The sequence below is a fragment of the Primorskyibacter sp. S87 genome (genome assembly GCF_049801055.1).
GTDB lineage: Bacteria > Pseudomonadota > Alphaproteobacteria > Rhodobacterales > Rhodobacteraceae > JBNAGF01.
Map to the genome: position 1 here is coordinate 20,816 of NZ_JBNAGF010000006.1, position 26,701 is coordinate 47,516.

The following is a 26,701-nucleotide window of genomic DNA, read 5'->3' on the forward strand; positions in this document are numbered from 1 at the left end:
TCCTTACATCGCGCCCGGCACCAGTGGGTTGGCCAGTAGCGATTTCGTCGCCTCCGCTACGTCGTCCTGACGCATTAGGCTTTCGCCAATCAGGAAACACCGCGCCCCATAGCGGGCAATGTCTGCCAGATCCTCGGGCGTGTTCAATCCGCTTTCCGATACCAGAATCCGCTCGGCCGAGGCGTGCTTGGCCAGCGTTCTGGTGGTGTCCAGACTGGTCTCAAAGGTCTTGAGGTTGCGGTTGTTGATCCCCAGAAGAGGGCTTTTCAGGCCGTTTGCGCGTTCAAGTTCTTCGAGGTCATGCACCTCAATCAGCACATCCATGCCCCAGTCAAAGGCCGTCTGCTCAAGCTCGGCGGCCTGGGTGTCGGAAACCGATGCCATGATGATCAGAATGCAATCTGCGCCGAGGGCGCGCGCCTCGACAACCTGATAGGGATCATACATGAAATCCTTGCGCAGAGCGGGCAGATCGCAGGCACTGCGGGCGGCGGACAGGTATTCCTTGGCGCCCTGAAAGCTGGGTGTGTCCGTCAGCACCGAAAGACATGTGGCCCCGCCTTCGGCATAGGCTTGCGCCAGCTCTGGCGGGTCAAATTCGGGCCGGATGAGCCCTTTGGACGGGCTGGCCTTCTTGATCTCGGCGATCAACCCATAGCCGCCCCGCGCAGCCTCTTGCAAAGCCTTGGCAAAGGGACGGACAGCGCCCGCCTCGCGTGCTTCGGTTTCCAAAGCCTCCAATGGCTTGGCGGCCTTGTCGGCGGCAACCTCTTCCAGCTTGTAGGCCTTGATCTTGTCGAGAATGGTTCCGGTCATGAATTGTCCTGCGTGATGCGCGCCAGCGCGCTGATTTTCTCGCGGGCCTTGCCGCTGTCGATGCTTTCTGCGGCCATTGCCACACCTTCGCGCAGGTCCGCCGCCGCGTCCGCCACAACCAGCGCAGCAGCGGCGTTCAGCAGAACTGCATCACGATAGGCCGAGGCGGCGCCGTCCAGCAATGCCCCGAAAGCCACGGCGTTTTCAGCAGGCGTGCCACCAAGGATGTCTTCGAAAGGGTGAACCGGCAGGCCGGCGTCCTCGGGATGCAGCTCAACTTCTTTGACTGTGCCGTCCTCGAGCGCCGCTACCCAGCTGACGCCGGTGATCGTCAGTTCGTCCGTTCCGTCCGAACCGTGCACCAGCCACGCCCGGTCCGAGCCAAGCTGGCCAAGGGTTTCCGCCATCGGACGGATCAAGTCACGCGAGAAAGCGCCGGTCAGCTGGCGTTTTGCACCGGCCGGATTTGTCAGCGGTCCGAGAATATTGAAGATCGTACGCGTGCCAAGCTCCTGACGAGTTGGCATCACATGGGCAATCGCCGGGTGATGCATGGGTGCCATCATAAAGCCGATACCGACTTCTTTCAGAGCCTTTTCAACAACCTGCGGTCCGACCATCACGTTAATGCCCATCTCCCCCAACGCATCAGCAGCGCCGGATTTCGAGCTCAGGTTCCGATTGCCATGCTTGGCTACGACGACACCGGCTCCGGCCACGACAAAGGCGGTTGCGGTCGAGATATTCAGTGTCCCCTTGCCGTCACCGCCCGTGCCAACGATGTCGATTGCGCCGTCGGGCGCGTGCACCGCATTGCACTTGGCGCGCATAACGGCGGCAGCTGCGGCATACTCGTCCACTGTCTCGCCACGGGTCCGCAGCGCCATCAACAGGCCGCCGATCTGGCTGGGTGTCGCTTCGCCGTCAAACAGGATGGCAAAGGCATCCTCGGCTTCATCGCGTGTCAGGGGACGGTCGGCTGCCGCGCCGATCAAGGGTTTCAGCCGCTCGCTCATGCGGTCACCTTCATGTCTTTCAGAAAATTCTCAAGCAGCGCATGGCCATGTTCCGATGCAATGGACTCAGGGTGGAACTGTACACCATGCATGGGCAGCTCCTTGTGCTGGAGGCCCATGATCGTTCCATCCTCGAGCCATGCCGTGATCTCGAGGCAGTCGGGCAGGGTTTCGCGCTCTACGATCAGCGAGTGGTAGCGGGTGGCTTCAAAAGGCGATGGCAGGCCGGCAAAGAGACCGGTTCCGGTGTGATGCATCGTTCCCATCTTGCCATGAACGATCTCGTGGCACCGTGTCACCTTGCCGCCAAAGGCCTGACCGATGGTCTGATGGCCAAGGCACACACCCATCAAGGGGGTGCGGGTTTCGGCAGCCGCTTGCGTCAGGGCAAGGCAGATCCCGGCTTGATCCGGGTCGCAGGGGCCGGGGCTCAGCAGGATCCCGGCGGGCTTCATGGCCATTGCTTCCTGCACGTCGATGGCGTCGTTGCGACGGACGACCATCTCGGTTCCCAGCTCCCCGAGGTAATGCACCAAGTTGTAGGTAAAGGAATCGTAGTTATCGATCAGCAGCAACATCGGGTTTTTCGCATAAGTTGGGGCTGGTGGCGGAAGGTCCAGCCGCTCTATAGTGTCGGCACATACATGTTCAGGGTTGCGCGGCAGCGTCAAGAGCCGCTTGATGCGCGTGTGCCCGATCGTGGCATGAAGGTTGGCGACCGCTCCTGACAGAGGGCGGAGCCGGGTCGATTGGCCGGGGACGGGCGCAGAAGCTGCAACGGCTCTGACGCAGGGACCGGCCGGGAGACTGGCAGAGAGACAGGCAAGTAAGAGGGCACGAACACAATGCGTGGGTTTGTCGGAGGAATGATTGTCGGAACGGCCATCGTGGCGGTGGTCGGGGCAGGGATGTCCTTGATGTCGCCTCTGCCGCAGCGACCGATCGTAAACGGGGATGGCCCACAAACGGGAACGGAAACCGAGGCACCCACCGATAGTGGTCCGGTTGCCAATCTCGGAACCGATGGCGACCTTGTCGAATTGGCCCCTGTCGGCCCCGGTGCACAAGACAGCGAGCACGAAACGCTGACGGCGTTGGATGATGCCGACACCCAACCGGGAGACAAACCAAGTGTCGGCCCGGCCACTGGCGCGCTGGACGGTCCCGGAGATCAACCGCAGAGCGGATCGGTTTCTGTCGGCGCAGATACACCGGTCTCTGCCAGAGACCAAGCAGGACTGCCGCAATCTCCGCAGGAAGAACAGACACCGACGGCGGCCACCGATACACCGGCGCAACCTGCGCTGCCTGATCTGGGTGACAGCGATACTGGCTTTGGGTCGCAAACTTCGGATACCGAAACCGCACCTTCGGTGAGGGAAACCGATGATCCGGCCCCCGATACAACGGAACCTACAGCCGTGGCTGAAGAAACGGCACCCGAGGCTGCACCGCAACCATCGACTGAATCCTCGGTCACTGCCGGAAACGAAGCGCCGGTGGTGACGCCGGACTCGGAAGGCGCAGATGCACCGAAATTGGCGGCGTTGCCGCAGGCCGGCTCCGGAGCGGATAGCTCGACATCGCCGACAGTGGGCAACAGGGTTGTGCCGCTGACCGAACGCAACAAGCCCGAGGCAGAACCCGAGACAGCCGAAGTTGTTGTCTCCGGCGACGCCACGCCTTTGGAGACCTACGCTGCGAGTTTTGAAAATACCGAGGACAAGCCGTTGATGGCGATTGTTCTCATCGATGACGATATGGCGCTTGGGGGCGAGGCACTCAGGGATTTCCCATATCCGCTCAGCTTCGCGGTTGATCCCGCTGCCCCGGATGCAGCCGAAAAAATGGCGCGCTACCGCGCCGCAGGGCAAGAGGTGGTGGCTATGCTGAACATGCCGGGCGCCTCCACCGCGCAGGATGCCGAAGTTTCACTTTCGGTCTGGCTGGACGTGATGCCCGAAACTGTCGCCCTGCTGGAGGGCACCGGAAGTGGAATTCAGGGCAACCGTGAAATGGCAGAGCAGGTCTCGGCCATTGCCGGGTCTACCGGCCGGGGCCTGATCACGCAGGATAACGGTCTGAATACGGTGCAGAAACTGGCAGCCCGGAATGGTGTTCCCTCGGCCGTGGTGTTCCGCGATTTTGACGGCGCGGGGCAAACCCCGACCGTAATGCGCCGTTTTCTTGATCAGGCTGCATTCCGGGCACGTCAGGAAGGCGCCGTGGTTATGCTGGGCCGGGTGCGCCCCGACACGATCTCGGCGCTGTTGCTCTGGGGTTTGCAAGACCGGGCCAACCGTGTGACGCTGGCGCCCGTGTCGGCGGTGCTGACGCAGCAGTAATTGGGGCATCACGCCCGCATATTGTACAATACCGCTGTGCAGGGGAGCGGTCGCTCGGACTTGCAGGGTTAGGGTTCTCATTGGAGTTGCATCGCAACCACAAACACGAGCCCCATGAACACGCTCGGAGATGGGTATGAAATGCTCGGCATATATCGCGGCAAGTGCTGATGGCTTTATTGCCCGGGCCGATGGCGGCATTGACTGGCTGGAAGCCGCGGGCAAACCCGAGGCTGGTATGGGCGAGGGCTATGTCGACTTTGAGACCTATCTGGGGACGGTCGACTGCATGATCATGGGTCGCAGAACCATGGAGAAGATCAGCAGTTTCGATCTGCCGCCGGAAGCTTGGCCTTATGGACACATTAAGATCGTCGTTCTCAGTAACACGGTTGCAACGCCACCGGACAACTTGATGAACAAGGTCGAGATGTATTCGGGCGATCTGCATGCGCTGCTGGGCAAGCTGGAGGCCGAAGGCCATCAGAGCGCATATGTCGATGGCGGTTCCACCATACAGGCCTTCATCACGGCTGGGCTGCTGGATGAGATTGTGATCACCCAAATGCCGGTTCTGATTGGTGAAGGTAAGCCTCTGTTCGGAAAGACGCTTCGAGATGTGAAGCTAACTGACTCGCGCGCGGTGGTTTGTCCGAGCGACTACATCCAGATCCGGTATCGGATCGAGAATAATACTTCGAGCAGCTAACTTCAGACCAACATGAAGCGCTCGGATTGTCTTGGGCGCTACCCGGACCAGTTGCCGAATCACGGCCCATCGAGCAGCCGAACACGCCCATTGGACACGGTCGTGGACTGTTCAGGTGTTGCCGTCCCCGGTAAACCGGGCCGCATCGGCCGCGGCGCGACGGATGGCGTTTGATTTGTGCACCGTTTCCATGAATTCAGCCTCGGGGTCGCTGTCGTAGACCACACCACCACCGGCTTGAATGTACAGTTTGCGGTCTTTTACGATCGCGGTGCGCAGGGCGATACACATATCCATGTCGCCTCCGGCACTGAAATAGCCTACGCCACCGCCATAAATGCCGCGCTTTTCCGGTTCCAGCTCGTCGATGATCTCCATCGCCCGCACTTTGGGGGCGCCCGAGACAGTGCCTGCCGGCATGCCTGCAAAGAACGCATCCAGTGCGTCCTTGTCATCGGCCAGTTCGCCGACCACGTTCGACACAATGTGCATCACATGGGAATACCGTTCGATGATGAACTTTTCGGTCGGGCGCACGGTGCCGATCTTGGCAACACGTCCGGTGTCGTTGCGGCCCAGATCCAGCAGCATCAGGTGCTCGGCCAGTTCTTTCTTGTCGGCCAGCAGGTCCGCTTCGAGGGCGCGGTCTTCCTCGGGGGTGGCGCCGCGGGGGCGGGTGCCGGCGATCGGGCGGATTGTGACTTCGTCGCCGAAAACCCGAACAAGGATCTCGGGCGATGCGCCGACCACCTGAAACCCGCCGAAATTGAAGTAGAACATGAACGGCGACGGGTTGGTACGCCGCAACGAGCGATAAAGCGAAAACGGCGGAAGGGGGAAATCCTGTGTCCAGCGCTGTGCCGGAACCACTTGGAAGATGTCGCCGGCCCGGATGTATTCCTTGGCCTTTTCCACGGCCTCCATATAGCCAGACTTGGAGAAATTCGAGACGGGTGGCTCGACCTCTCCTTCGTCTCCGAGATCCCGGCTCTCACCGGGCATGGCCCGTTCCAGGTCTCGCACGGCGTCCATGACCCGCTCGGCTGCCTGCGCGTAAGCCGCCTTGGCGGATTGGCCGTCGCTGACCCATGCCGGAGAAACGACGGTGACCTCCCCCTTGACCCCATCGAGCACGGCAACGACCGAAGGACGCATCATCACAGCGTCCGGCAGGTCGAGCGGGTCAGGGTTCACGTCCGGCAGATGCTCGACCAGCCGAACCATGTCATATCCCAGATAGCCGAACAGGCCGGCAGCAGCCTGAGGCAGGTCGTCGGGCAAGTTGATGCGGCTCTCGGCCAGCAACGACCGCAAGTTGTCCATCGGGTTGCCGCTCTGGGCTTCGAACGCCTGATCGTCGAAGCGGGCGGTCCTGTTCAGCTCGGATTGCGTTCCCCGGCAGCGCCAAACGAGATCCGGTTTCATTCCGATGATCGAGTAACGCCCGCGCACCTCTCCCCCGGTGACCGACTCCAGCATAAAGGCGTCCTTGCGGGCACCTGTCAGCTTTAGCATCAGCGATACCGGGGTATCGAGATCCGCGGCCAGCCGGGTATAGACGATCTGGTTCTCGCCCGCTTCGTGGATCCGGGCAAAGCTCTCGAAATCAGGGGTCAGGGCCATGAAATGCTCTCGTTACTGGAAGCTCGACTGAACCGCGTTCAGTGCGCGCTGATCCACGGTAGGGCGGGCACGGGTCTGGGCGTCGCGCACAAAGGCGTCAAACAGGTTCTGCGCCAGCGCCTGATTCATCTGCTCGCCAAATGCGGTTTGCATTGCGGCCAGTTCTTCGTTTTCGACAGGCGGCAGGGTCTCGTCAAGACGCACGATCAGCACCACGCCGGGTCCGGATGTCACGCGTAGTTCGCCCTGTTCCATCTCAAAGATCTGGTTCATGAAATCCGCCGGTGTGCCTTCGAGATAGGCAGTTCGGGTTAGGCCATTCTCTACGCGGAAGGGCAGGCCGGTTTCCGTGAAATCACCCGAAACCGCGAGATCGGTCAGGATGGTCTCGGCCTGCGCCCGCAGGGCTTTGTCGGTTTCCGCCAGGGTCCAGGACGACACAACCCGGTCACGGGCCTGTTCAAGCGGTTCCGGGCGTTCCGGCAGAACCTCTTCGAGTCGTATTGCAAAGATCGAGCCGTCTTCGAGGAAATCGACTTCGGGGAAGTCATCGGCAGTAACCGAAGCGGCCCGGTTGCGGAAGGCATCATAGGCGGCAATCCCGTCAAACGCCTCTTCGGACCAGTCGATCTGGCCGATCTCCATTTCGACCTCGTCGGCCAATTCCTCCAGCGTCGCCCCGCCTGCCAGCAGGTCGTTCACATCTTCGGCTTGCGCCTCGATCAGGCGGCGGGCGCGCTCGGCAGCCAGTTCGTCGCGCAGCTCGTCGGCAACATCTTCAAATGCGGTGACGCGCGCCTCGAGCGTTCCGTTCACCCGAAACAGTGCCGGACCGAGCGATGACGGCAGCGGGCCGACCACATCGCCGATCTCGGCCGCGAACACGGCTTCGGCTGCCTCGCCAAGATCCGAAGCCGGGACATCGCCCAGATCCACGTCAACAAGCGACAATCTGCGGTCGCTGACCAATTGTTCAAACGTGGTGCCGCCGACCTCAAGCTGGGCTTTGGCCGAGTTTGCGGCATCCTCGTCGGCAAAGGGGAGGCGTTCGATCAGACGGCGTTCGGGTTGATTGTATTGCGACTCGCGCTCGTCATAGAGGCGGCGCACGGCTTCTGCGTCCAGTTCCACCTGATCCAGCAGCATTTCCGGTGACAGCAGGGCATAAGTCAGACGTTTGGTTTCCGGCAGCACAAAGCCGTCCGGGTTTTCATCGTAAAAGGCTTGCACCTCGGTATCGGTGGGGGCAGCGACCGGAGCTTCGAGGGCCGAGGAATCAAGCGTCGCGACGGTGAAACTGCGGCGCGACAGAAGATACTCGATCAACGTGTCGGACAGCGTATCGGGCATTTCGACACCAGCGAACACCGCGCCCTGCACCAGCGTGCGCGCAGATTCGCGGCGCAGGTCAGCTTCGAACTCCGCCTCGTTCAGCCCCACCTGTTCGAGCTGGAAGTCATAGGCCTCGCGGTCGAACTGGCCGTCGGGGCCCTGAAACGCGGGGATCTCGACGATCTCTTGCTGGAGGTTCTCGTCACCGATGGAGATGCCAAGATCCTGGACCTCGCTGTCGATCGAAGCCAGGGCGACAAGGCGGGCAAGGACGATCTGGTCCAGACCCATTTCCCGCGCCTGAACCATCGTGACGGGCTGACCGGCCTGCGCCTCGATAGCGCGCAGCTCTCGCTGCATTTCGCGGGCATAGGAATCTACGCTTACGGTCTGGTTTCCGACCTGTGCAACGGTGCGCACCGTGCCGCTCATATTGACTGCGCCAAAGCCGGCTAGGCCGACAATCAGCAGACCCATCAGGATCCAGACAAAGGTTCTTGAAAACGTTTTGACGCCTGCGGCCATGATGCCCCCTCAGTTCGGCAGGTGAGTGCCGGTATTCCCTGTTGCGGCCCTGTCTACGCTGCGGCGCAGGGGGGGGCAAGATCAGAAGGGACCTTCAGGAAAAAGGCAGGTTGGCAAGCCGACCAAACAGCAGTTCGATCCCGGCGCGGTCGAGATTGGCAAAGGCAACCCGCACTTGCCGTTTGCCGGCTGCATCGCCTTCGGGCATGAACATCGTTCCGGGCAGCAGCAGGACACCCGCCTCGGGCACCAGCCGCCGGGCCAATTCGTCCGATGGCATGTCGAAAGGGTGCGCGAGATAGGCGAAATAGGCACCCAATCCGAGCAATTCCCAACCCTGCGCACGCAGTGCGGGCATCGCATCAGAGATCGCCGCACGCCGATCAAGGATCTCGGCCCGTTCGCCGGCAAGCCAGCCCTGAAGATGGCGCATGCCCCACAGGGCGGCATGTTGCCCGATCTGGTTGGGGCAAATCGCGACTGTATCAAGGAACTTTTCGACCTCGGCCAGCAACGCGGGATCGGTGGCCAAGGCTCCGACACGGTGTCCGGTCAGACGGTAGGCCTTGGAAAAGGAATAGAGATGAACCAGCACCCTGTCCCAGTCGGGCAGCGAAAAGAGTGGGTGCGGTGCACCTTCGCGGCTGTCGAAATCGCGATAGGTTTCGTCAAGCAGCAAACGCAGCCCGTGCTGCGCCGCAAGGTCGTGGAAATCGCGAACCAGATCGGCAGGGTATTCCACGCCGCCGGGATTGTTCGGCGTGACCAGCGCAATGGCCCGTGTGCGCGGGGTGATTAGGGCTTCGGCCCGGGCCGGATCCGGGAGCAACCCGGCGTCGGTGGGTAAGGCAACGGACTGAACACCCGCCATGTCGAGCCACATTTTGTGGTTGAAATACCAAGGAGTTGGGAGGATGACCTCATCTCCTTGTGTGGTTAGGGCAGAAATCGCAGCGGCAAAGGCCTGATTGCATCCTGACGTTATGGCGACCTGTTCGGCCGTCACATGACCGTGGTAATGCCGCGAGATCTGTCCGGCCAGTTCCGCCCGCAGATCCGGCAAACCCAGAACCGGGCCGTAGAGATGCGCCGCATCGTTTTCCAATGCGGCGCCGGCCATGGCGCGGCGCAGGTCGGGATGCGGCGGGTCCACCGGAGCAGCCTGACTGACATTGATGAGCGGCCGGTCGTCCGGAAAGCTGACGCCTTCAAGCCAGCGCCGGGCTTCCATCACCGGAGGGGCAAAGGTGGATCTTGTGCGGGTTTGGGTCATGGAATGTCGTCCGGTCCTGCCATTGCGATCCTTCTGCCTTGGTCTTGTCTGACAGAGCAGCGACTTCGGCTCAAGTGTCCTGCAGTTTGCGCCATGCTTCCGCCAGCCCGGCAAGAGTCATCCGGTCGGAATCGGCCTCGGCGACAGGCGCACCCTGCGCCCTCAAAGCAGAAACATAGGCCCCGGACAGTGGCGGTATACCGATCACGGCAATCTGTTGCCCAAGCCAGAAAGGCCGTGCGGCGGCCAGTTCGGCGCCGATCAGCGCGCCCTGTGCCACCGATCGAGCCGATTCCTCCGCGACCAGATCCAGTCCAGCCAGTTGCTGCGCCAGCCGCTCAGGTCGAGACAAGGTTTCCGCTACGGCTTCAAGAAATTCGATCTCGTTCAGGGGTTCGTCAAACCGGTCTGCGTTTGCACCATGCCGAATCAGCAGATCCAAAATCTCTCCGGTCGCAAAGGTCTGGAAGCTCACGATCTCATCGGCACTGACATGGGCCCAGACCGTGCGATGGCCGGGCAGGCAGACGACACCATCCCAGTTCGCGTTCATCGACAGGAAACCGGCAATTGCGGTCTCGGCACCAAAGCAGCGGACAGGGGGTGTGTCCTGATGGAGCCCGGAAATCCGGCGCTCTGATCCTTCTCCCGACAGCGCATTGTCGAGCGGCTTGACCGGGACAGGGCGGGTCGGCGGGGCGTCGCCATCGTCGCCGCAAATGAGACGCGGCAGCCCGGCCCAGTCCGGTGGAAGCGGATCGCCGGGCGGCAGTTCCGCAACTGGATCGCTGCCGGACATGCGCCAGGAGCGGCTGCCTGCGGGAGTGGCGAGCACGCCGATCCACTGATCGGTCATGACAATGCCTCAGTCGGTTCCGCGATAGGGCTCGACATACTGCAAGGCCATGTCCCACGGAAAAAAGATCCAGGTGTCCTGGCTCACTTCGGTAATGAAAGTGTCGACAACCGGTCGCCCCTTGGGCTTGGCGTAAACCGTTGCAAAATGGGCTTTGGGATAACGCTCGCGCACCAGTTCCAGCGTTTTGCCGCTGTCGACCAGATCGTCGATGATCAGAATCCCTTCGCCATCCTGCATTAGCTCAGCATCCGGCGATTTCAGCACTTCGGCCTCGCCCTGCGCCTGATGGTGGTAGGATTTCACACTGATCGTATCGACGGTTCGAATGTCCAGTTCTCGACTGACGATCATTGCTGGCGCCATGCCGCCACGGGTGATCGCAACCACCGCCCTCCAGGCTCCGCTGTCCGGGCCTTGGCCATCCAGACGCCAGGCCAGCGCGCGGCTGTCGCGGTGGATCTGGTCCCAGCTGATGTGAAAGCCCTTTTCGTGGGGGAGGCGGTCCTTGCCGGTCATCAAAGTCGTCCTTTTCTGTGCTTTCGCTTCGGGTTCCGAGGTGGAATGTTCTCAGCCCTTCTCGATATCCGGGGCATCCACCGCCTTCATGCCAACGATGTGATAACCAGCGTCGACATGCAGGTTTTCCCCGGTCACGCCGCTGCCCAGATCGCTGAGCAGATACAGGGCCGAGTTGCCCACGTCGCCGGTGGTCACGTTTCGACGCAGGGGCGAGTTGTATTCGTTCCACTTCATGATGTAGCGAAAATCGCCGATGCCCGAAGCAGCGAGCGTCTTGATCGGACCGGCCGAGATCGCATTCACGCGGATACCGTCCTTGCCGAGATCCTCGGCCAGATACTTGACCGACGCTTCCAGCGCGGCCTTGGCAACCCCCATCACGTTGTAGTGTGGCATGACCTGCTCGGCGCCGTAATAGGTGAGCGTTACTGCGCTGCCACCTTCGGACATCATTTTCTCGGCCCGCTGCATGACCGCAGTGAAGGAATAGACCGAAATGTCCATGGTCAGTTTGAAGTTGTCACGGCTTGTGTCGACATAGCGGCCGCGCAGTTCGTTCTTATCGGAAAAGCCGATGGCGTGAACGACAAAGTCCAGCTTGTCCCATTTCTGCGACAGACCGTCAAAAAGCGCGTCAATCGAGGCTTCGTCACCGACGTCGCAGGGCAGGACAATGTCACTGCCCAGTTGCTCGGCCAGCGGATCCACACGCTTTTTCAGGGCTTCACCCTGATAGGAGAAGGCGAGCTCTGCGCCTGCGTCTGCAAGCGCCTTGGCGATGCCCCACGCGATGGACTTGTCGTTGGCCAGACCCATGATCAGGCCACGTTTTCCGGCCATCAACTGATTAGACATGCGTTCACTCCGCCTGTTTCCGAGTTTTTGGTGGTTTAGGGCATTGAATTGGACGCATCAAGTGCGCGTGATCTTGTCGGTCGGAGGCGGCTGGCCTAGTTTCGCGCCAAAGACCGGTTTTCCGACCGGAGCAATACTCATGACATGGAATATCCGGGGAAGTACCGATGACAGACAGAACAGGAATTTTTGCCGGTGACAATCCATTCGAAATCGCGCGGTCCTGGCTGGCTGAGGCCGAAACTGAAGAGCCGAACGATCCCAACGCCATCGCGTTGTCGACCGTAGACGCGAACGGGCTTCCCAATGCGCGCATGGTTCTATTGAAAGAGATCGAGGATGGCGCCTTTGTCTTCTACACCAACTACGAAAGCGCCAAGGCTGGTGAGATTGACCAGGCTGGCAAGGCCGCATTCGTGATGCATTGGAAGTCGCTGCGTCGACAAATCCGTGTTCGCGGAGTGGTGTCCCGCGAAGAGGGGCCGCAGGCCGATGAGTATTATGCCTCCCGGTCGCTCAAGAGCCGGCTCGGAGCCTGGGCGTCGAAGCAATCCCGCCCGCTGTCGAGCCGGACGACCCTGATGGCAGAGGTGGCAAAGGTCACAGCGCAGCACGGTCCCAACCCGTCCCGTCCGCCGTTTTGGGGTGGCTACAGGATCACTCCGGTCGAGATCGAGTTCTGGGCAGACGGCGCGTTTCGGTTGCACGACAGGTTCAAGTGGCACCGCAAAAAGCCGGATGAGGAATGGCAAATCGACCGCCTCAACCCATGAACTTCACGTTACGTGAAATGCAATCGACTGATTTGAAGGCTCTTTTTTCGCTTGAATTCGGGGTCTGAAATCGCGCACACCAAAGGGTAAGGAAAACACAAACCTCAACGGACAGGCCGTGGCAGACGATCTCAACAGCATGTATCACATTCGCGGCCAGGTGAAGTGGTTCGATCCGAATAAGGGATACGGCTTTGTCGTCGCTGACGAAGGCGGCCCCGATATTCTTCTGCATGTGAACGTTTTGCGGAATTTCGGTCAGAGTTCGGTCGCCGATGGCGCCCGGATCGAGATCGTCACCCACCGTACCGATCGCGGGGTGCAGGCCGTTGAGGTGGTCAGTATCGAGCCGCCCGAGCGCGATGATACCCCGGTTCTTACGGATTTTGCCGAAATCGATCCCGACAGCATCCGCGACGAACCGCTGCAGCCGGCGCGTGTAAAGTGGTTCGACAAAGGCAAGGGGTTTGGCTTTGCCAATATCTTCGGGCGGTCCGAAGACGTGTTTCTGCATATCGAAGTGCTGCGCCAGTCCGGTCTGGCGGATCTTCAACCCGGAGAAGCGCTGGCGATGCGGGTAATCGACGGCAAGCGCGGCCGCATGGCGGCCGAGGTCGCGGCATGGGAAGCCGCGATGCAAGCCGAACAGGGCTGATCCGGTGCGGATCTTTGCCGCTGCTCTGGCCTTTGCCTTTTCAATTTTTCTCTCATTTTCGGCGACCGCAGACACCTGCGATCCTGCCGTGGTGCAGGTGCGCAGCGGAGGAACCGAACTGCGGTTCTCGGTCGAATTGGCTGAAACACAGGAAAGCCGTGCGCAGGGTCTGATGTTCCGCGAAAGCATGCCGCGCTCATCCGGTATGCTGTTCGTGTTCGAAAAGCCCGGTCGGGTCGCGTTCTGGATGAAGAACACGCTTATCTCACTCGATATGATTTTTGTCGATCGAACCGGTCGGGTGATCCGCGTTCATCACGAGGCGGTTCCCGGCGATCTGACCCCGATCGACGGAGGCAGGAACGTGTTCGCCGTGCTCGAGATCAACGGGGGACTGGCGCAACGCTACGGAATTTCCGAAGGGGCCGAGCTGCGGCACCCGGCATTTTCGGACGGTCCGGCGGTTTGGTCCTGCAAAGAGTGATCTTTGGGCTTTTCAAATCAGTTCGCGCCCGATATGGAGGCGCCACGGTCCGGGGCGTGGCGCAGTCTGGTAGCGCACCTGTTTTGGGTACAGGGGGTCGTGAGTTCGAATCTCGCCGCCCCGACCACTTTCCTAAACTGCCAAATCGATCAGCGTGAAAACGCGCAAGCGGCGTCATTCTGGTTTGGGACGGTGCTTACTCGGTGCCAGCGCCTCAGTTCGAGACCCGGGAAAACTCCTGCGGAAATCCGATTTGCGCCAGCGGTGCTATACCGTCCGGGCATTCTGGATGCGCTTTTCTCAGCCTTCCCCTGCGGAAGATATTGATTCCAGTGGGCTCAGGATTACCGTGTATCGAAGGCAATCGGAGGAAGCGAAATCATGTCTGCAATAACCAAAGCCGGTGGGGTTGCTGTTTTTGTGTTCGCACTGGGCGCAAACGCCGCAATTGCGTCCGACACCACATATGTCGATCCGTGCATCGATGCGGTCATCGAAGCGAACGGGCCGGATGTGGCGCCGGGTGGTGGTGTCATCAGCCAAAGCTACTCTGAGGCGGGAACGCTGGTGATGCTTGAAGATTCCACCGGGGCGGTCTGGCGGTGCATTTCCTACAAGGACGGCAGTGTCGGAGAACTGACCAAGGTGGAAGATGGCGGAGCGGGATCGGCCAGCAGTTCTGAACCTTCGACCGATACGGAAACCGTCAAGTTCAAGTCAGGGGAAACCGGGGCGGAACTGACCGGATCGCTCACACCCGGAAGCTCACATCGCTATGAGCTGGGCGCAAAGGATGGCCAGTTTCTCTATGTCCGTGTGGCGCCCAACGACGCAACGATCGACTACCAGATTTTCAACCCGGACGGATCCGCTCTTTTGGACATGACCCCGACCGACAGAGAATATCGTGGGCAGCTGTTTCAGAATGGCACCCATGTCGTCGAGGTGATCAATCGCAGCAGTCAATCTGTGTCGTTCAACGTCATTTTCGGCATCGAGTGAACCGGGCCCGGAAACCGGGACAAGATCTGGTCTGAAAAGGAGGCTTCGCCATGCATTTCGATCTGGCACATGCCGCTGTCATTGTTGTTGCATTGGTCCTGACAAATCTGGCGCTGAACGCGAGCGGTATAGTTAGCAAAGAAGAGGGCAACACCTGGAGCTGGAAGAGATTTCTTGCCTACTTTGTGGTGGTTGCGGCCATTAACTTGATTTGGCCGATGTGATCCCACAGGATCGAGGAATGTTGCAGTTCGGTATTTCAGATTGACCGGATGAAAACGGAAGAAACATCGAAATTGGCCGGCTAACCCGGAAAAAACCTGATAGGAGGGACCATGAAAAACAACTTAAGCGCATTGCCGCTTCTGGTAGCGGGGGCCGCCATTCTGGCCGCATGTGATGACAGTTCCAGCACGGCCTCGGCGCCTTCGGCCGCCGAAAGCAACTGCCTTGCCGCCGTTGCCAACCAAACCGGTGTGGGTGAGGTGTCCACGATCAGCGTGTCACCGTCCGAGGCCGGCACCAGTGTCATGGTTCAGGTCGCCGGTGCTCAGGCGCCATGGGCCTGCGTGGCAACAAACGAGGGCGCCGTTCAGGAAGTCTATTACACCGCCGAAGGCTAACTGGAATTCACCGGGCAGGACCACTGCATCATGTGCCGTGTTGTGATCACCATCTTTTCCGGAATCTACCTGCTGGCATTGCTGTTGTTTCTGGTCGGCACATTCGGCTGGTTCGGTCAGGAGCAGGACCCGCTGTCTGGCTTGTTCCTGCTGCCTTTGGGCCTTCCGTGGAATCTGTTGCTCGACGGGGCGCCAGATGCGGCCAAACCCGTTCTGGCCGCGCTTTCACCGCTGCTCAACCTGATCTTGATGACAGTGATTTGCCGCCGACTGCGTAAGCGGCGTTGATCCGGGGCCGGGTGCTGCCGGTTCTGGTTTTGGGTTTCCCGGGGCCCGTTCAAATGCACAAATGGGAGAAGACTATGGGAAAATTGATTATTGGTATCCTTGTCGGCGTCATCCTTGGGTTTTTCGGAAGCTCGATGATGCTGGGAAGCGCCGCCGGTCTGGGGGCCGCGGCCGGGCTTAGCGCAGGGATCTGTTCAACCGTGAAAGCTGCGCAGGAAGAAGGGCTTCTGGATGCCGCTCAGGTTGATCAGGTGCTGAACCGTGCGGCCAGCGACATGGCAGCGATGTCCGGCAAGGCCTATGAGGGCGAAGTGGTCAACAGCGCGGCAGAGTGCGACGCAGCCCTTGAGAAAATGCGCCAAGCAAACAGCCAGTAAAGACCGTGACACCGCGTGTTTTGCGGTGTTTTCTGGTGCTGGGGCGATCCTGATCCAATTCCGGTTGGGCGCCTCAACTATAGATAGAAGGAATTTGTTATGCGTTTGCTCCTGATTTGCCTGATCGCAACTTGCTTCGGTCTGGCCGCCAATGCGGATGTCACCGCACGAAGCGGTGGCCCCGGCGAGAAAGAAATGATCTCCCGTGGCGGCAGCGGCGGCGTGGACGGGGTCTCATTCTTTCGCCCGGTCCTGAGCGGTGTTCTCTACCGGTCCGGCTTCAAGGGCGGCGACAAGGGACGCACCGGGTTGAGCCAGAACCAGCGCAAGGCGTTTTGTGACCAAGGGTTCTCGGCCGGGTTCTACGCCGATTTCGGCAAGAATACCGACTATGGGCAGACCAGCTGTGGTGCGGGTGGTTTCGATTATGAAGCTGCGCGCTCGTCGCGGCCTGCCAATGTTATGAAGGCCATCCACAACGTGATCGAGAATCCCGGCAAAGGCCCGGTTCTGGTGCACTGCATGTGGGGGGTGCATTCTTCGGGTGCGCTGTCGGCGATGGCCTTGGTGCAATTCTGCGGGTGGTCGGAGGACCGTGCAAAATCCTACTGGAACAAGGCCCGCAACAATGCGCCTTGCTCAGGCGGGTGCGACAAGTGGATCGACGCCAAATTCTCCAACTTCAAGGTTGATCCGGCGCTGAATATATCGGATGCCCAAAAGGCAGCGATCTGCCCCAAGTGAGAGGTTCAGAAATGGCGCGTAAATGGCTCGCTCTGTTCTGTTTTTTACCATCGACGCTCTGGGCCGGCGATGCTGTAACCGGCAGGGAGGTCACCTTTCAAAGCCCCAACGCGGTCACCGAACGCTGCATCCGGATCTCTGATATCCCCGGTGGATCCTATTCCGATCACGACCGGGAACAAGAAGCCGGTTACTGCGGTATTGATTTCTACGCGGCCAGCATTGCCTTGTGTCCAAAGACGTGGAGCACCAGTCCGGGGACGGCCATCTATGATATTTCCGAAGGCCCATATGCCGGTGACCGCTCCGGGTTTGAACGGAACGCCTGCAAGGAAGGCAAATCGGCGGGCAATCTGGCCAAGGACAGAATTGCCAAGTTCAAGTCGACGATGAACCAGAAAGGGACCAGCGGAACCTTTTCGGCCGCGCCGCTGCTATACTATCATTTTTCACGCTATCTCGACACGACCGTAAAGGTTCCGGTGGCGGTGTGGCGCAGCATGGACGCGGCGGCGCATCTTTCCGAAGTTGCCGAGGCCGGACTGTCGATCTCGGGCGGGTCCCATGGCGGGCGCATGAACCACGAAGGCTGGCGCGCTTTCGTCGCGGCTGACCGAAATCCCGACAGCTACAAGCCGACAGACGACCTGTTTACAAAGGATCGCAGGCAGATTTACGGCACGATTCTGGACAGCCCGGGCCACCGATACGGATCGGAAATCAACGGCACCCGAAAATCGGGTTGGGGCAAGGGCCAGAACCGGGATTTTCAGGAAACGCCCGCCTTTCTGGCCTTGCGCTCCGCCTCCGGACTGACTGATGCGATCACGGAGGGTCTGAAACAAGGCCGCAAAGACCGTCAGATCAACAAGGATCTCGGGCCGGATGTGAGCGAGCGCCAGATGGTGTTCTGGATGCAGGAACTGACTGAAATCGTTTTACTCGATTTCATTTTCAGCCAGCAGGATAGGGTGGGGAATATCGACTTCACCCCCTATTGGTACTGGAGCGAGAGCGGCAAGCTGCATCACAAAAAGGCGAAACACCACGAACCTGACGACGGAGAGGTGCCTGAAAATGCAATCCTGATCCGCCGCACCAACCTGAACGACAATGACGCCGGCGGGCGGGTCGAATATGCCAATTTTGCCAAGTCGACCCAGATGCTGGAGAAGATCCGGCATTTCAATTCCGATACCTATCGCAAGCTGGTCATGCTGGATGCGGATCTTCAGGCGCAGGGGCCGGTGTATCAATGGCTGACCAGCAGCCTTGGTCTGACTGGTAGGCAGGTTCAGCAGGTGGTCAAGAACACCAACCTTGCGACAAACATCCTTAGGACGTCATGCCTTGCCGGTGAACTCGCCTTCGATCTTGATGCCAGGGCCTTCTTTGCAACTGGCGCCACAGACTTGGTTCAGTTGGATTGCAATGCCCCGTAGGTTCGGCAGAAACCGCCTGCAGGTGGCGGCGGCGCTGCTGGTTCTGCTTCTGCCTGCCCGGATGGTCGCGGCGCTTGATGTCATTGTCATCTCGGATCTCAACGGCAGTTACGGGTCAGTGCGGTATGACGCGCGGGTCAGCAATGCCGTCGCGCGTATCATCGAGATGAAACCGGATCTGGTCATCTCGACCGGAGACATGGTGGCGGGCCAGCGCAAGCCACACCTTTCGGAATCAGAGGTCCGCGCCATGTGGCGGGCGTTTCACAAGGCGGTCAGCGATCCGCTGGAAAGGGCCGGGATTCCGTTTGCCGTCACACCCGGCAATCACGACGCCTCGGCCTATGGCGGGTTCGAGCGGGAACGACAGATTTTCGCGCAAGAATGGGGTGCCCGAAAGCCCGGTTTGAACTTAGTCAATGGCGACGGCTATCCGTTTTTCTATACCTTTGAAATGGAAGGCATCACGTTTGTGTCTCTGGATGCAACTACGCTTGGGCCATTAACGGGGTCACAAATGCGGGAGCTTTCCGCCCTGTCGGACACAGGCAATCCTGTGGTGACCTTCAGCCATCTCCCGCTCTGGCCCTTTGCGCAACAGCGAGAACGCGAGATCATCGGGGATCCCGGTCTCGAAGATCTGTATCACCGGAACGGGGTTGTCCTGCATCTGTCAGGGCATCACCACGCTTATTTCCCGGGTTGGAAGGACGGGGTTGCCTATGTATCGCAGGCTTGCCTGGGGGGCGGTTCCCGTCGATTGATCGGCGAAACGGATAGATCTGCGCATAGTTTCACGCATATCGACATTGACGCCAGCGGCCACTTTGACGTCGAGGCCTATAAGGCACCTGATTTCAGAACCCGAGTTGATCCGCGATCTCTGCCAGCTGAGGTCAGAACACCCAAGGCTGTGCTGAAACGTCTTGATCTGTTCCGCTGATTACAACGTCATCTTGAGGTCGACATGTTCCGGAACGGACTCCGATATCATCGACTCGATCCGGGCATCGCTTAGCCCGCCCGACGTAACATAAAGCAGCGCCACGCGGGATTTTCCCGGCACATGGTGTTTGCGGATAAGCTTCCATCCGGCACTAGATGCCATCTGTTCGACCTGGTTCGCGGCTTCGAGTGAATGTGCTTCGTCAGCAGCTTTCAGTGATATCTCGACGCCGGCATTCCTGCCGCCCAGCCAGATGAAGCACCAGCTTACCACCGCCACAAGAAATGCCATGACCGGCAGCCCAAGGCCAACGGCAAGACCTAGCACTGTCACAACGATCATCTCGACCGTGTCGACCGGGTCATCCAGATTCGAACGGAATCTCAGCAGGGCACCGATCCCGAAGATCACAAAGCCGATGATCGACCCGTGCTGAACCACGAGAAAACCTGCGGCCATTCCAATCAGCGAATACAGAAAGAAGAGCCGCGGCATCACCAGATCCGCAACCGTTCTGCGGGATTTTCGCCTGACCGGATGATAGACGATCAATCCTGTCAGGGCGACCGTGGTTACGACGGCAAACACGAATTTCACCAGTTCCTGCGGGCCGCGAAACTGTATCCAGCCCTGTCCAATGTCGATCTCTCCGTCGGTCGACCCCGCCAGCAGGGTTGCCGGGTCCACCTGCGCCGTGGCGGCGACCGGCAATGCCAGAATCGCCAACAAGGCCATCAGGGCTTGGTTCTGTTTCAACCTGTTTCCTCTGTCTTGCAGTTCAGCTCGGAATGGTTCGGGCGTGAAAACAGCGCGTCTTCGCCCTTCATCCAGAACACAAACTCTCCGGCTGCATCCTCGAACCGGCTGCCCGAAGCAGCGGGAACCTGTGTCAGCGAAACTTCGTTTTCGCGCCATCTAACTGCGATCGCCGCGGGATCGGCAGCGATGCTGGTTACAGACAACAGCGCGTCGAATCCGGGGCAGGCATAGGCAAAGGGCCCGGCAGAGAGACCATTGGCGTCTTGCGACCGGGCGTCAGCATATCCGGTTCTGAGCTCAGCAATCCGTTGCACGTAGGAGGCGCTGATACATCCGGGGATATCGCCGGCCTTCCAGCAGTCGTTGCGACCTTTGATCCATCCGCGCTGATACGCCTTGAGTTCCGCGCGCCGATCCTCCGAAACACTGCCTCCGGCCAGAGCCAGACCATAAAGGCGCGACAGCTCGCGATCCAGCCGACCCAGCCAAGGATCAGCGCAGATCCGGGTTTCCACCTCGCCTGACGCCTTGGAACAGTCAAAGGCCGGGTCCGAGTGTGCGACCTCGGAACCCTCCGTCAGAAACCATCCTGCCACCCAGCCGGTGGCACCTTTGTACTCTACCTGACACCAGCGCTTCTTGGCGGCTGCTTCGCGTTCGGATTCGGTCGCCTTTTCCCATTCGGCATAGCTCAATCCGCCTGTACAGCCGAGATTTCGAATACCATTTCCATCGGGTGGAATCTGGCCGGTTTTTTGTGACGACGCCGAAGGTTCCGAGCGGATGTTCAGAACGTCGTTCGCGGCGACGCCGGTCACCGAAAAGAAGTCCGGCCCATCGGCGTCCGCTGATGCCGGCCCGTATAAGCCGAATGTCAGACAGCCGCATAGAATAATCAGTCGATTGAGCATTGCCGTAGCCTCCCACTGTTGTCAGGCTAGTGAAAGAATGGCGCGGGTCAAACACTTAGGAGGATATTTGCCATGAACAGTGCGAATGGAATGAGCACCCGGCACCTCATTCCGGATTGTCCCGCGTGATCTCGAGGAACCGCTCAGCCATTTGCGGTGCGGGGGTAGGGGTCTTGGCCCTGTGGGTCAACGGTGCCTTGGCAGCTGACCTTTTAATGATCGACAGGTTCAAGATCCGCGACGAAGCGGCAGGCTATTCGGAGCCGTCCGGGTTGTCGATGTCGTCCATCAACGGGCATCTGTGGTCCGTGAGCGATGCCGAGGCAAAACTCCATCTCATGACGGTCGGGGGCGATCTGGTGAATGCGTTTCGTCTGCCCGAGGGAACTGGAACCGACCTCGAGGGCGTCACCGCCCGGCCCGACGGGGCGGTTTTGATGCTCATGGAGCAGGATTGGTCGGTGAGCGTCCTTTACCCCGAAGATCCGCCCCGGATCGAAAGGCTTCCCCTGTCTGCCATGCGCGGCTTCGCAGAGATTTCTCCACTACTCGAGGGAAACCCCGATAACAAAGGCCCCGAGGGAATCGCGACGGATCCGGAAACAGGCGCCGTCTATGTGTCGATCGAAGGGCAACCCCGGTTGCTGCTGACACTATCTCCGGGACTGGATGAAATCCTTGATGCGCTGGAACTGAAATCGGATCTCGGGTTTGTTTCCCCCCATGCCAATGACGAGGAACTCGATGTCAGTGGCCTTGCATGGTCGGCGTCATCGGGGCTGTTGTGGATGCTGAGCGACACGGGCCGCCGGATATTTGTCTTCGATCCCCGGGAAAACACCGTGGCGACGATTGAGCTCGAGTACGAGAAAGACGGCAAAACCAAATCGATCCGCAATGCGGAGGGGATTGCGCTCGACGAAGAGGCAGGGCGCCTTTTTGTCCTGACCGATGATGGCAAGAAATCGCGCCTGTTCGTGTTCGAGATGCCAGCGCTTTAGGCGTGGTCGGTTTATCCCGGCACGCCACCGGCGCGACGATACAGATCCGACAGCATCCGCATCAGGCGGTCATCCCGTTGCCGAACCTTCAGATCGGGGCCGGTTTTCTGAGGTACGTTAAGATACATGTCGTTGACCACCACATAGCCGGGCTGATCGGTATCAGTCCGTTCTTCGGTGGTCTGAAACCGAATAACCAGCTGCGGCAACTTTTCGGGCGTGCCATCATATCCAAGGATAATGGCGGCGGTCGGTTCCGGCGGCAGGTATTCCCGGCACTCGATCAGTCCGCGCTCGAGACGGGAGAAACTCTGAGCCGGGCCGGAGCAGGCGGTTTCAAACGCTGCAAACAAGCCTTCAGGGTATTCGGTGAATCGTGCCCTGTTGCTGACGGTCCCTACATCTTGTGGCGCACACGCTGCGAGCGCCGCCATGATGAGAAACATTAAAGAGACGCGCATCAGGTAGATCCTTGTCCGTTAAGCAACAGGTTGTTCCACTTTTGCGCGGCTATGCCGGGCCGTGCGGTCTGGGGCTTCCTGTATGCATGCTCTGCCGCAAAAAGTTAACGCCCTGTGCAAAAGATTGATCCGGCGCGTTGCATTTCAACCGTTTTTCAAAGCTCTGTGCGATGTTGTTAAGTTTCCGCGGATCCGAGTGCGTTGTGGATGAATCACGCGAGGCTTGCCCCCCATATGAGGTCAACCAAAAAGAATCTGTTTTTTGGGTAAAAATACCGTTGACCAGATATGGTGTGATACGCCAAATTGTGTGAACCAACTCCGCAGCCACAAAATATGGTGTAGTCAGCCAAGGGCGGCGGATGGCAGGGACAGAAGGGCACCACTTGTAATTCATCGGTGGAACAAACGGCGCGGCCAGGAGCGAGGGGCTGCGACGCATGGCTTCTGTCTCGAATCCAGGCAGGGTCGATTGGGCCTGTTCTGGGGCTTTTTGAGGGCCGCCACGGCCAAGGGATAGAACTGAAAAGCGAGACGGCAGGATGAAAATCGAAAGAAAATTCACGAAGGCAGGGCAGGACGCATATGCGGAGCTGGATTTTGTCGAGGCGACCTCGGAAATCCGCAATCCAGATGGCACCATTGTCTTTCGTCTCGACGGCATTGAGATCCCCGCAAGCTGGAGCCAGGTCGCCAGCGACGTGATCGCCCAGAAATACTTCCGCAAGGCCGGCGTGCCGGCACGCCTCAAGAAAGTGCGCGAAAAGGATGTCCCGGAATTTCTGTGGCGGTCGGTTCCTGCCGACGACGATGTGGAGTTTGCCGGTGAAACGTCTTCCAAGCAGGTGTTTGACCGCCTCGCCGGGGCGTGGGCCTATTGGGGTTGGAAGGGCGGCTATTTCTCCACCGAAGAGGACGCGCGCGCCTATTACGACGAAATGCGTTTTATGCTGGCTACCCAGCGGGCCGCCCCGAACAGCCCTCAGTGGTTCAACACTGGTCTGCACTGGGCCTATGGCATCGACGGACCGGCGCAGGGTCACCACTATGTTGACTACAAAACCGGCAAGCTGACCAAGTCGAAATCCTCTTACGAGCACCCGCAGCCGCATGCCTGCTTCATCCAGGGTGTGCAGGACGATCTGGTCAACGAAGGCGGCATCATGGATCTCTGGGTGCGTGAGGCCCGCCTGTTCAAGTACGGGTCGGGAACCGGCACCAATTTCAGCCACTTGCGCGGCGAAGGCGAAGCGCTGTCGGGCGGTGGCAAGTCCTCGGGTTTGATGGGCTTTCTGAAAATCGGGGATCGCGCCGCCGGTGCGATCAAATCAGGCGGGACAACCCGTCGGGCAGCGAAGATGGTGATCGTGGACGCCGATCACCCAGATATCGAGGACTTCATCCAGTGGAAGGTTCTCGAAGAGCAGAAAGTCGCGTCCATCGTGGCTGGCTCGAAGATGCACGAAAAGATGCTGAACGGCATCTTTGCAGCCATCCGCAACTGGGACGGCGCCGAGGAGGACGCCTATGATCTTTCCAAGAACGGTGGTCTGAAGCAGGCCGTCCGTGAGGCCAAGAAAGTCGCCATCCCTGAAACCTATGTCAAACGCGTGCTGGATTATGCCCGTCAGGGTCACACCAGCATCGAATTCCCGACCTATGATACCGACTGGGACAGCGAAGCATACAGCTCGGTCTCGGGACAGAACTCGAACAACTCGATCCGTGTGACCAACACCTTCCTCAAGGCGGTCGAGAAAGACGCGGACTGGGAGCTGATAAACCGGGTCGACGGCAAGGTGTCGAAAACAGTCAAGGCGCGCGATCTGTGGGAGAAGGTTGGCCATGCCGCATGGGCCTGTGCCGATCCGGGCATCCAGTACCACGACACCGTCAACGAATGGCACACCTGCCCGGAAGACGGCGAGATCCGCGGCTCCAACCCGTGCTCGGAATACATGTTCCTTGATGACACGGCGTGCAACCTCGCCTCTATGAACCTGCTGACTTTCCTCAAGGGCGATCAGTTCCAGGCTGAGGATTACATGCATGCGACGCGGCTCTGGACCCTGACGCTCGAGATCAGCGTGACTATGGCGCAGTTCCCGTCGAAGGAAATCGCGCAGCTGTCCTATGATTTCCGCACGCTGGGGCTTGGTTATGCCAATATCGGCGGCCTGCTGATGAACATGGGTTACGGCTACGACTCGGCCGAGGGCAGGGCGCTTTGCGGCGCATTGACCGCAATCATGACCGGTGTGGCCTATGCAACTTCGGCCGAAGTGGCTGGCGAGCTTGGCACCTTTGACGGCTATGCCCGCAACGCCGATCACATGCTGCGGGTCATGCGTAACCATCGCAATGCCGCTTATGGCGCAACGGACGGCTACGAAAAGCTGAGCGTCAAGCCGGTGCCGCTGGACCACGCCAATTGCCCCGATGCCCGTCTGATTGATCTGGCCATGTCGGCCTGGGACGAAGCATTGAGCCTCGGCGAAAAGAACGGTTACCGTAACGCGCAAGCCACGGTGATCGCGCCGACCGGCACCATCGGGCTGGTGATGGACTGCGACACAACCGGGATCGAGCCGGACTTTGCCCTTGTGAAGTTCAAGAAGCTGGCTGGTGGCGGCTATTTCAAGATCATCAACCGCTCGGTGCCGTCGGCGCTTGAAGGTCTGGGTTATTCGTCTTCCCAGATCGAAGAAATCGTCTCTTATGCAGTCGGACACGGAACCATCGGTAACGCGCCGGGGATCAACCACACATCCCTGACCGGTCACGGGTTTGGCCCCAACGAATTGGCCAAAGTCGATGCCGCACTGGAATCGGCTTTTGATATCCGCTTTGTCTTCAACCAGTGGACGCTGGGCGAGGAGTTCTGCACCGGTGTGCTGGGCATCCCGGCAGAAAAGCTGAACGACCCGACCTTTGACCTGTTGCGTCACCTCGGATTTACCCGCGCCGACATTGACGCCGCCAATGACCACGTCTGCGGAACGATGACGCTGGAGGGTGCGCCGCACCTGAACGAGGAGCACTACTCCATCTTCGATTGCGCCAATCCCTGCGGCAAGAAGGGCAAGCGGTTCCTCAGCGTGGACAGCCATATCACCATGATGGCCGCAGCGCAGTCGTTCATCTCGGGCGCGATCTCCAAAACGATCAACATGCCCAATGACGCGACCATCGAGGATTGCCAGAAAGCCTACGAACTGAGCTGGAGCCTCGGCATCAAGGCCAATGCCCTCTACCGCGACGGCTCCAAGCTGAGCCAGCCGCTGGCAGCGGCACTGGTCGAGGATGACGACGAGGCGGCCGAAACCCTCGAAACCGGAACCCCGGCCGAAAAGGCGACCGTTCTGGCCGAGAAGATCATCGAAAAGGTAGTGGTCAAAGAGGTCGTCAAGTCGCATCGCGAGAAGATGCCGGAGCGCCGCAAGGGCTATACTCAAAAGGCGATTGTCGGTGGTCACAAGGTGTACCTGCGCACCGGTGAATACGGCGACGGAAGCCTGGGCGAAATCTTTATCGACATGCACAAGGAAGGCGCTGGCTTCCGGGCGATGATGAACAACTTCGCCATCGCAGTGTCGGTTGGTCTGCAGTATGGCGTGCCGCTGGAGGAGTTCGTTGACGCCTTCACGTTCACCAAGTTCGAACCGGCCGGGATGGTGCAGGGCAACGACTCGATCAAGAACGCAACATCGATCCTCGATTACATCTTCCGCGAGCTGGCAGTGTCCTATCTCGACCGCACCGATCTGGCGCATGTAAAGCCCGAAGGCGCGACCTTTGACGATATCGGCCGCGGTGAAGAGGAAGGCGTGTCAAACGTCAGCGAGATCAGTGAAACTGCGGCGTCCAAGTCCTTGGAGGTTCTGAAACAAATCAGTTCGACCGGGTATCTTCGCAAGCGTCTTCCGCAAGATCTCGTGGTTCTGAATGGCGGCCAGTCGCTGGGTGGAACGGCGCTCAGCGGGGCGGCTGATCCGGTCACGGCACTGCAGACGCTGGTGCCGGAAACCGGCTCGGCAGCGGCGGTGGAGTCCACCGCATTGTCCACCGGAACAGTCAGCATGGACGCCCGCACCAAAGCCAAGATGCAGGGCTATGAGGGCGACCCCTGCGGCGAATGCGGCAACTATACGCTGGTGCGCAACGGCACCTGCATGAAATGCAACACCTGCGGCGCAACGAGCGGGTGTAGCTGATGCCGGCCCCATCTCAGAATTTCGAACCGGATTTCGATGCGAGATGAGGGGCACTGACAAAGGATCGCGCCCGAGGGCGTGTAGGGACTGGCCAACCTTGGGGAAGGCTGGTCCCGACGAAACAGAAGGACTCGGGATCGTGCGTGTAA

27 protein-coding genes and 1 tRNA gene are annotated in these 26,701 nt (G+C 59.7%); 16 read left to right on the plus strand and 12 right to left on the minus strand.

From position 1 onward, the window contains the following. Positions 1-3: 3 nt before the first annotated feature. The 3 genes from trpC to ACP15U_RS11590 are packed head-to-tail and all read right to left on the minus strand — an operon-like array spanning position 4 to position 2,410. Complete coding sequence (gene trpC / locus ACP15U_RS11580) at positions 4-816, minus strand: indole-3-glycerol phosphate synthase TrpC (protein WP_425045303.1); 813 nt, start codon at positions 814-816, stop codon at positions 4-6. Continuing rightward, on the minus strand, positions 813-1,832 hold the full coding sequence (gene trpD, locus ACP15U_RS11585) for an anthranilate phosphoribosyltransferase (protein ID WP_425045304.1): 1,020 nt from the start codon (positions 1,830-1,832) through the stop codon (positions 813-815). The genes trpC and trpD overlap by 4 nt, the downstream gene beginning before the upstream one ends. After that, entirely contained in the window at positions 1,829-2,410 is a 582-nt protein-coding gene (locus tag ACP15U_RS11590; RefSeq protein ID WP_425045548.1) for an anthranilate synthase component II, read from the minus strand. Before ACP15U_RS11590 ends, trpD begins: the two co-directional genes overlap by 4 nt. Positions 2,411-2,677: 267 nt before the next feature. On the opposite strand from ACP15U_RS11590, the gene ACP15U_RS11595 reads away from it, so the two are divergent. Together ACP15U_RS11595 and ACP15U_RS11600 are read left to right on the plus strand one after the other, a co-directional pair. Further along, a complete protein-coding gene (locus tag ACP15U_RS11595) occupies positions 2,678-4,177 on the plus strand; it encodes a divergent polysaccharide deacetylase family protein (RefSeq protein WP_425045305.1) in 1,500 nt (499 codons plus the stop codon). Between the two features lie 136 nt (positions 4,178-4,313). Then, positions 4,314-4,886, plus strand: coding sequence for a dihydrofolate reductase family protein (locus ACP15U_RS11600; RefSeq protein WP_425045306.1), 573 nt, complete (start codon positions 4,314-4,316; stop codon positions 4,884-4,886). Between the two features lie 111 nt (positions 4,887-4,997). On the opposite strand, the gene trpE is transcribed toward ACP15U_RS11600, so the two are convergent. The 6 genes from trpE to fabI all read right to left on the minus strand — a co-directional run bounded on the left by trpE (position 4,998) and on the right by fabI (position 11,872). Then, a complete protein-coding gene (gene trpE / locus ACP15U_RS11605; protein WP_425045307.1) occupies positions 4,998-6,509 on the minus strand; it encodes an anthranilate synthase component I in 1,512 nt (503 codons plus the stop codon). 12 nt (positions 6,510-6,521) lie between these two features. Continuing rightward, entirely contained in the window at positions 6,522-8,366 is a 1,845-nt protein-coding gene (locus tag ACP15U_RS11610) for a peptidyl-prolyl cis-trans isomerase (RefSeq protein WP_425045308.1), read from the minus strand. A 94-nt stretch (positions 8,367-8,460) separates the two neighbouring features. After that, positions 8,461-9,639 carry an aminotransferase gene (locus ACP15U_RS11615; RefSeq protein ID WP_425045309.1) on the minus strand — a complete coding sequence of 393 codons (1,179 nt, stop codon included), beginning with the start codon at positions 9,637-9,639 and terminating at the stop codon, positions 8,461-8,463. 70 nt (positions 9,640-9,709) lie between these two features. Then, a complete protein-coding gene (locus ACP15U_RS11620) occupies positions 9,710-10,495 on the minus strand; it encodes a 2-dehydro-3-deoxygalactonokinase (protein WP_425045310.1) in 786 nt (261 codons plus the stop codon). 9 nt (positions 10,496-10,504) lie between these two features. Next, positions 10,505-11,014 (minus strand): xanthine phosphoribosyltransferase, encoded by a 510-nt coding sequence (gpt, locus tag ACP15U_RS11625; protein WP_425045311.1) that lies wholly within the window; start codon positions 11,012-11,014, stop codon positions 10,505-10,507. A 51-nt stretch (positions 11,015-11,065) separates the two neighbouring features. Next, positions 11,066-11,872, minus strand: coding sequence for an enoyl-ACP reductase FabI (gene fabI / locus ACP15U_RS11630; RefSeq protein ID WP_425045312.1), 807 nt, complete (start codon positions 11,870-11,872; stop codon positions 11,066-11,068). A 167-nt stretch (positions 11,873-12,039) separates the two neighbouring features. Between fabI and pdxH the strand changes: the two genes are divergently transcribed. The 12 genes from pdxH to ACP15U_RS11690 all read left to right on the plus strand — a co-directional run bounded on the left by pdxH (position 12,040) and on the right by ACP15U_RS11690 (position 19,203). Continuing rightward, on the plus strand, positions 12,040-12,645 hold the full coding sequence (gene pdxH / locus ACP15U_RS11635; protein ID WP_425045313.1) for a pyridoxamine 5'-phosphate oxidase: 606 nt from the start codon (positions 12,040-12,042) through the stop codon (positions 12,643-12,645). Positions 12,646-12,763: 118 nt separating this feature from the next. Further along, on the plus strand, positions 12,764-13,300 hold the full coding sequence (locus ACP15U_RS11640) for a cold-shock protein (RefSeq protein ID WP_425045314.1): 537 nt from the start codon (positions 12,764-12,766) through the stop codon (positions 13,298-13,300). A 10-nt stretch (positions 13,301-13,310) separates the two neighbouring features. Continuing rightward, positions 13,311-13,784 (plus strand): DUF192 domain-containing protein, encoded by a 474-nt coding sequence (locus tag ACP15U_RS11645; RefSeq protein WP_425045549.1) that lies wholly within the window; start codon positions 13,311-13,313, stop codon positions 13,782-13,784. Positions 13,785-13,834: 50 nt separating this feature from the next. After that, positions 13,835-13,911: transfer RNA gene (locus tag ACP15U_RS11650), tRNA-Pro, on the plus strand. A 254-nt stretch (positions 13,912-14,165) separates the two neighbouring features. Beyond that, positions 14,166-14,786 (plus strand): hypothetical protein, encoded by a 621-nt coding sequence (locus ACP15U_RS11655; RefSeq protein ID WP_425045315.1) that lies wholly within the window; start codon positions 14,166-14,168, stop codon positions 14,784-14,786. A 50-nt stretch (positions 14,787-14,836) separates the two neighbouring features. Continuing rightward, entirely contained in the window at positions 14,837-15,010 is a 174-nt protein-coding gene (locus ACP15U_RS11660) for a hypothetical protein (RefSeq protein ID WP_425045316.1), read from the plus strand. Between the two features lie 111 nt (positions 15,011-15,121). Then, positions 15,122-15,409 carry a hypothetical protein gene (locus ACP15U_RS11665; RefSeq protein ID WP_425045317.1) on the plus strand — a complete coding sequence of 96 codons (288 nt, stop codon included), beginning with the start codon at positions 15,122-15,124 and terminating at the stop codon, positions 15,407-15,409. 30 nt (positions 15,410-15,439) lie between these two features. After that, positions 15,440-15,697, plus strand: a complete 258-nt coding sequence (locus ACP15U_RS11670) for a hypothetical protein (protein ID WP_425045318.1) — start codon at positions 15,440-15,442, stop codon at positions 15,695-15,697. Between the two features lie 74 nt (positions 15,698-15,771). Then, positions 15,772-16,074, plus strand: coding sequence for a hypothetical protein (locus ACP15U_RS11675; protein WP_425045319.1), 303 nt, complete (start codon positions 15,772-15,774; stop codon positions 16,072-16,074). Between the two features lie 99 nt (positions 16,075-16,173). Then, positions 16,174-16,818 (plus strand): hypothetical protein, encoded by a 645-nt coding sequence (locus tag ACP15U_RS11680; RefSeq protein ID WP_425045320.1) that lies wholly within the window; start codon positions 16,174-16,176, stop codon positions 16,816-16,818. A gap of 11 nt (positions 16,819-16,829) precedes the next feature. Continuing rightward, positions 16,830-18,260 (plus strand): hypothetical protein, encoded by a 1,431-nt coding sequence (locus ACP15U_RS11685; RefSeq protein WP_425045321.1) that lies wholly within the window; start codon positions 16,830-16,832, stop codon positions 18,258-18,260. Then, positions 18,250-19,203, plus strand: a complete 954-nt coding sequence (locus ACP15U_RS11690) for a metallophosphoesterase family protein (RefSeq protein WP_425045322.1) — start codon at positions 18,250-18,252, stop codon at positions 19,201-19,203. Before ACP15U_RS11685 ends, ACP15U_RS11690 begins: the two co-directional genes overlap by 11 nt. On the opposite strand, the gene ACP15U_RS11695 is transcribed toward ACP15U_RS11690, so the two are convergent. Both ACP15U_RS11695 and ACP15U_RS11700 read right to left on the minus strand, forming a co-directional pair. Then, positions 19,204-19,962: a hypothetical protein gene (locus tag ACP15U_RS11695; RefSeq protein ID WP_425045323.1), complete on the minus strand. Its 759-nt coding sequence runs from the start codon at positions 19,960-19,962 to the stop codon at positions 19,204-19,206. Then, positions 19,959-20,876: an SH3 domain-containing protein gene (locus tag ACP15U_RS11700; protein ID WP_425045324.1), complete on the minus strand. Its 918-nt coding sequence runs from the start codon at positions 20,874-20,876 to the stop codon at positions 19,959-19,961. The genes ACP15U_RS11695 and ACP15U_RS11700 overlap by 4 nt, the downstream gene beginning before the upstream one ends. Positions 20,877-21,049: 173 nt before the next feature. On the opposite strand from ACP15U_RS11700, the gene ACP15U_RS11705 reads away from it, so the two are divergent. Next, the gene (locus ACP15U_RS11705; RefSeq protein ID WP_425045325.1) at positions 21,050-21,877 is read left to right on the plus strand and encodes an SdiA-regulated domain-containing protein; all 828 of its coding nucleotides are present in this window, start codon (positions 21,050-21,052) and stop codon (positions 21,875-21,877) included. Positions 21,878-21,888: 11 nt separating this feature from the next. On the opposite strand, the gene ACP15U_RS11710 is transcribed toward ACP15U_RS11705, so the two are convergent. Further along, positions 21,889-22,338, minus strand: coding sequence for a hypothetical protein (locus ACP15U_RS11710; RefSeq protein ID WP_425045326.1), 450 nt, complete (start codon positions 22,336-22,338; stop codon positions 21,889-21,891). A gap of 542 nt (positions 22,339-22,880) precedes the next feature. On the opposite strand from ACP15U_RS11710, the gene ACP15U_RS11715 reads away from it, so the two are divergent. Beyond that, a complete protein-coding gene (locus ACP15U_RS11715) occupies positions 22,881-26,552 on the plus strand; it encodes a vitamin B12-dependent ribonucleotide reductase (RefSeq protein WP_425045327.1) in 3,672 nt (1,223 codons plus the stop codon). Positions 26,553-26,701 lie beyond the last annotated feature (149 nt).

Coding starts and splice junctions, on each gene's coding strand:
- ACP15U_RS11685 (WP_425045321.1), top strand. CDS start 16,830: ATGGCGCGTAAATGGCTCGCTCTGTTCTGTTTTTTACCATCGACGCTC.
- ACP15U_RS11690 (WP_425045322.1), top strand. CDS start 18,250: ATGCCCCGTAGGTTCGGCAGAAACCGCCTGCAGGTGGCGGCGGCGCTG.
- ACP15U_RS11595 (WP_425045305.1), top strand. CDS start 2,678: ATGCGTGGGTTTGTCGGAGGAATGATTGTCGGAACGGCCATCGTGGCG.
- gpt (WP_425045311.1), bottom strand. CDS start 11,014: ATGACCGGCAAGGACCGCCTCCCCCACGAAAAGGGCTTTCACATCAGC.
- fabI (WP_425045312.1), bottom strand. CDS start 11,872: ATGTCTAATCAGTTGATGGCCGGAAAACGTGGCCTGATCATGGGTCTG.
- ACP15U_RS11620 (WP_425045310.1), bottom strand. CDS start 10,495: ATGACCGATCAGTGGATCGGCGTGCTCGCCACTCCCGCAGGCAGCCGC.
- ACP15U_RS11600 (WP_425045306.1), top strand. CDS start 4,314: ATGAAATGCTCGGCATATATCGCGGCAAGTGCTGATGGCTTTATTGCC.
- ACP15U_RS11675 (WP_425045319.1), top strand. CDS start 15,772: ATGGGAAAATTGATTATTGGTATCCTTGTCGGCGTCATCCTTGGGTTT.
- ACP15U_RS11610 (WP_425045308.1), bottom strand. CDS start 8,366: ATGGCCGCAGGCGTCAAAACGTTTTCAAGAACCTTTGTCTGGATCCTG.
- trpD (WP_425045304.1), bottom strand. CDS start 1,832: ATGAGCGAGCGGCTGAAACCCTTGATCGGCGCGGCAGCCGACCGTCCC.
- ACP15U_RS11655 (WP_425045315.1), top strand. CDS start 14,166: ATGTCTGCAATAACCAAAGCCGGTGGGGTTGCTGTTTTTGTGTTCGCA.
- ACP15U_RS11680 (WP_425045320.1), top strand. CDS start 16,174: ATGCGTTTGCTCCTGATTTGCCTGATCGCAACTTGCTTCGGTCTGGCC.
- ACP15U_RS11700 (WP_425045324.1), bottom strand. CDS start 20,876: ATGCTCAATCGACTGATTATTCTATGCGGCTGTCTGACATTCGGCTTA.
- ACP15U_RS11660 (WP_425045316.1), top strand. CDS start 14,837: ATGCATTTCGATCTGGCACATGCCGCTGTCATTGTTGTTGCATTGGTC.
- trpE (WP_425045307.1), bottom strand. CDS start 6,509: ATGGCCCTGACCCCTGATTTCGAGAGCTTTGCCCGGATCCACGAAGCG.
- pdxH (WP_425045313.1), top strand. CDS start 12,040: ATGACAGACAGAACAGGAATTTTTGCCGGTGACAATCCATTCGAAATC.
- ACP15U_RS11665 (WP_425045317.1), top strand. CDS start 15,122: ATGAAAAACAACTTAAGCGCATTGCCGCTTCTGGTAGCGGGGGCCGCC.
- ACP15U_RS11615 (WP_425045309.1), bottom strand. CDS start 9,639: ATGACCCAAACCCGCACAAGATCCACCTTTGCCCCTCCGGTGATGGAA.
- trpC (WP_425045303.1), bottom strand. CDS start 816: ATGACCGGAACCATTCTCGACAAGATCAAGGCCTACAAGCTGGAAGAG.
- ACP15U_RS11710 (WP_425045326.1), bottom strand. CDS start 22,338: ATGCGCGTCTCTTTAATGTTTCTCATCATGGCGGCGCTCGCAGCGTGT.
- ACP15U_RS11670 (WP_425045318.1), top strand. CDS start 15,440: ATGTGCCGTGTTGTGATCACCATCTTTTCCGGAATCTACCTGCTGGCA.
- ACP15U_RS11590 (WP_425045548.1), bottom strand. CDS start 2,410: ATGTTGCTGCTGATCGATAACTACGATTCCTTTACCTACAACTTGGTG.
- ACP15U_RS11715 (WP_425045327.1), top strand. CDS start 22,881: ATGAAAATCGAAAGAAAATTCACGAAGGCAGGGCAGGACGCATATGCG.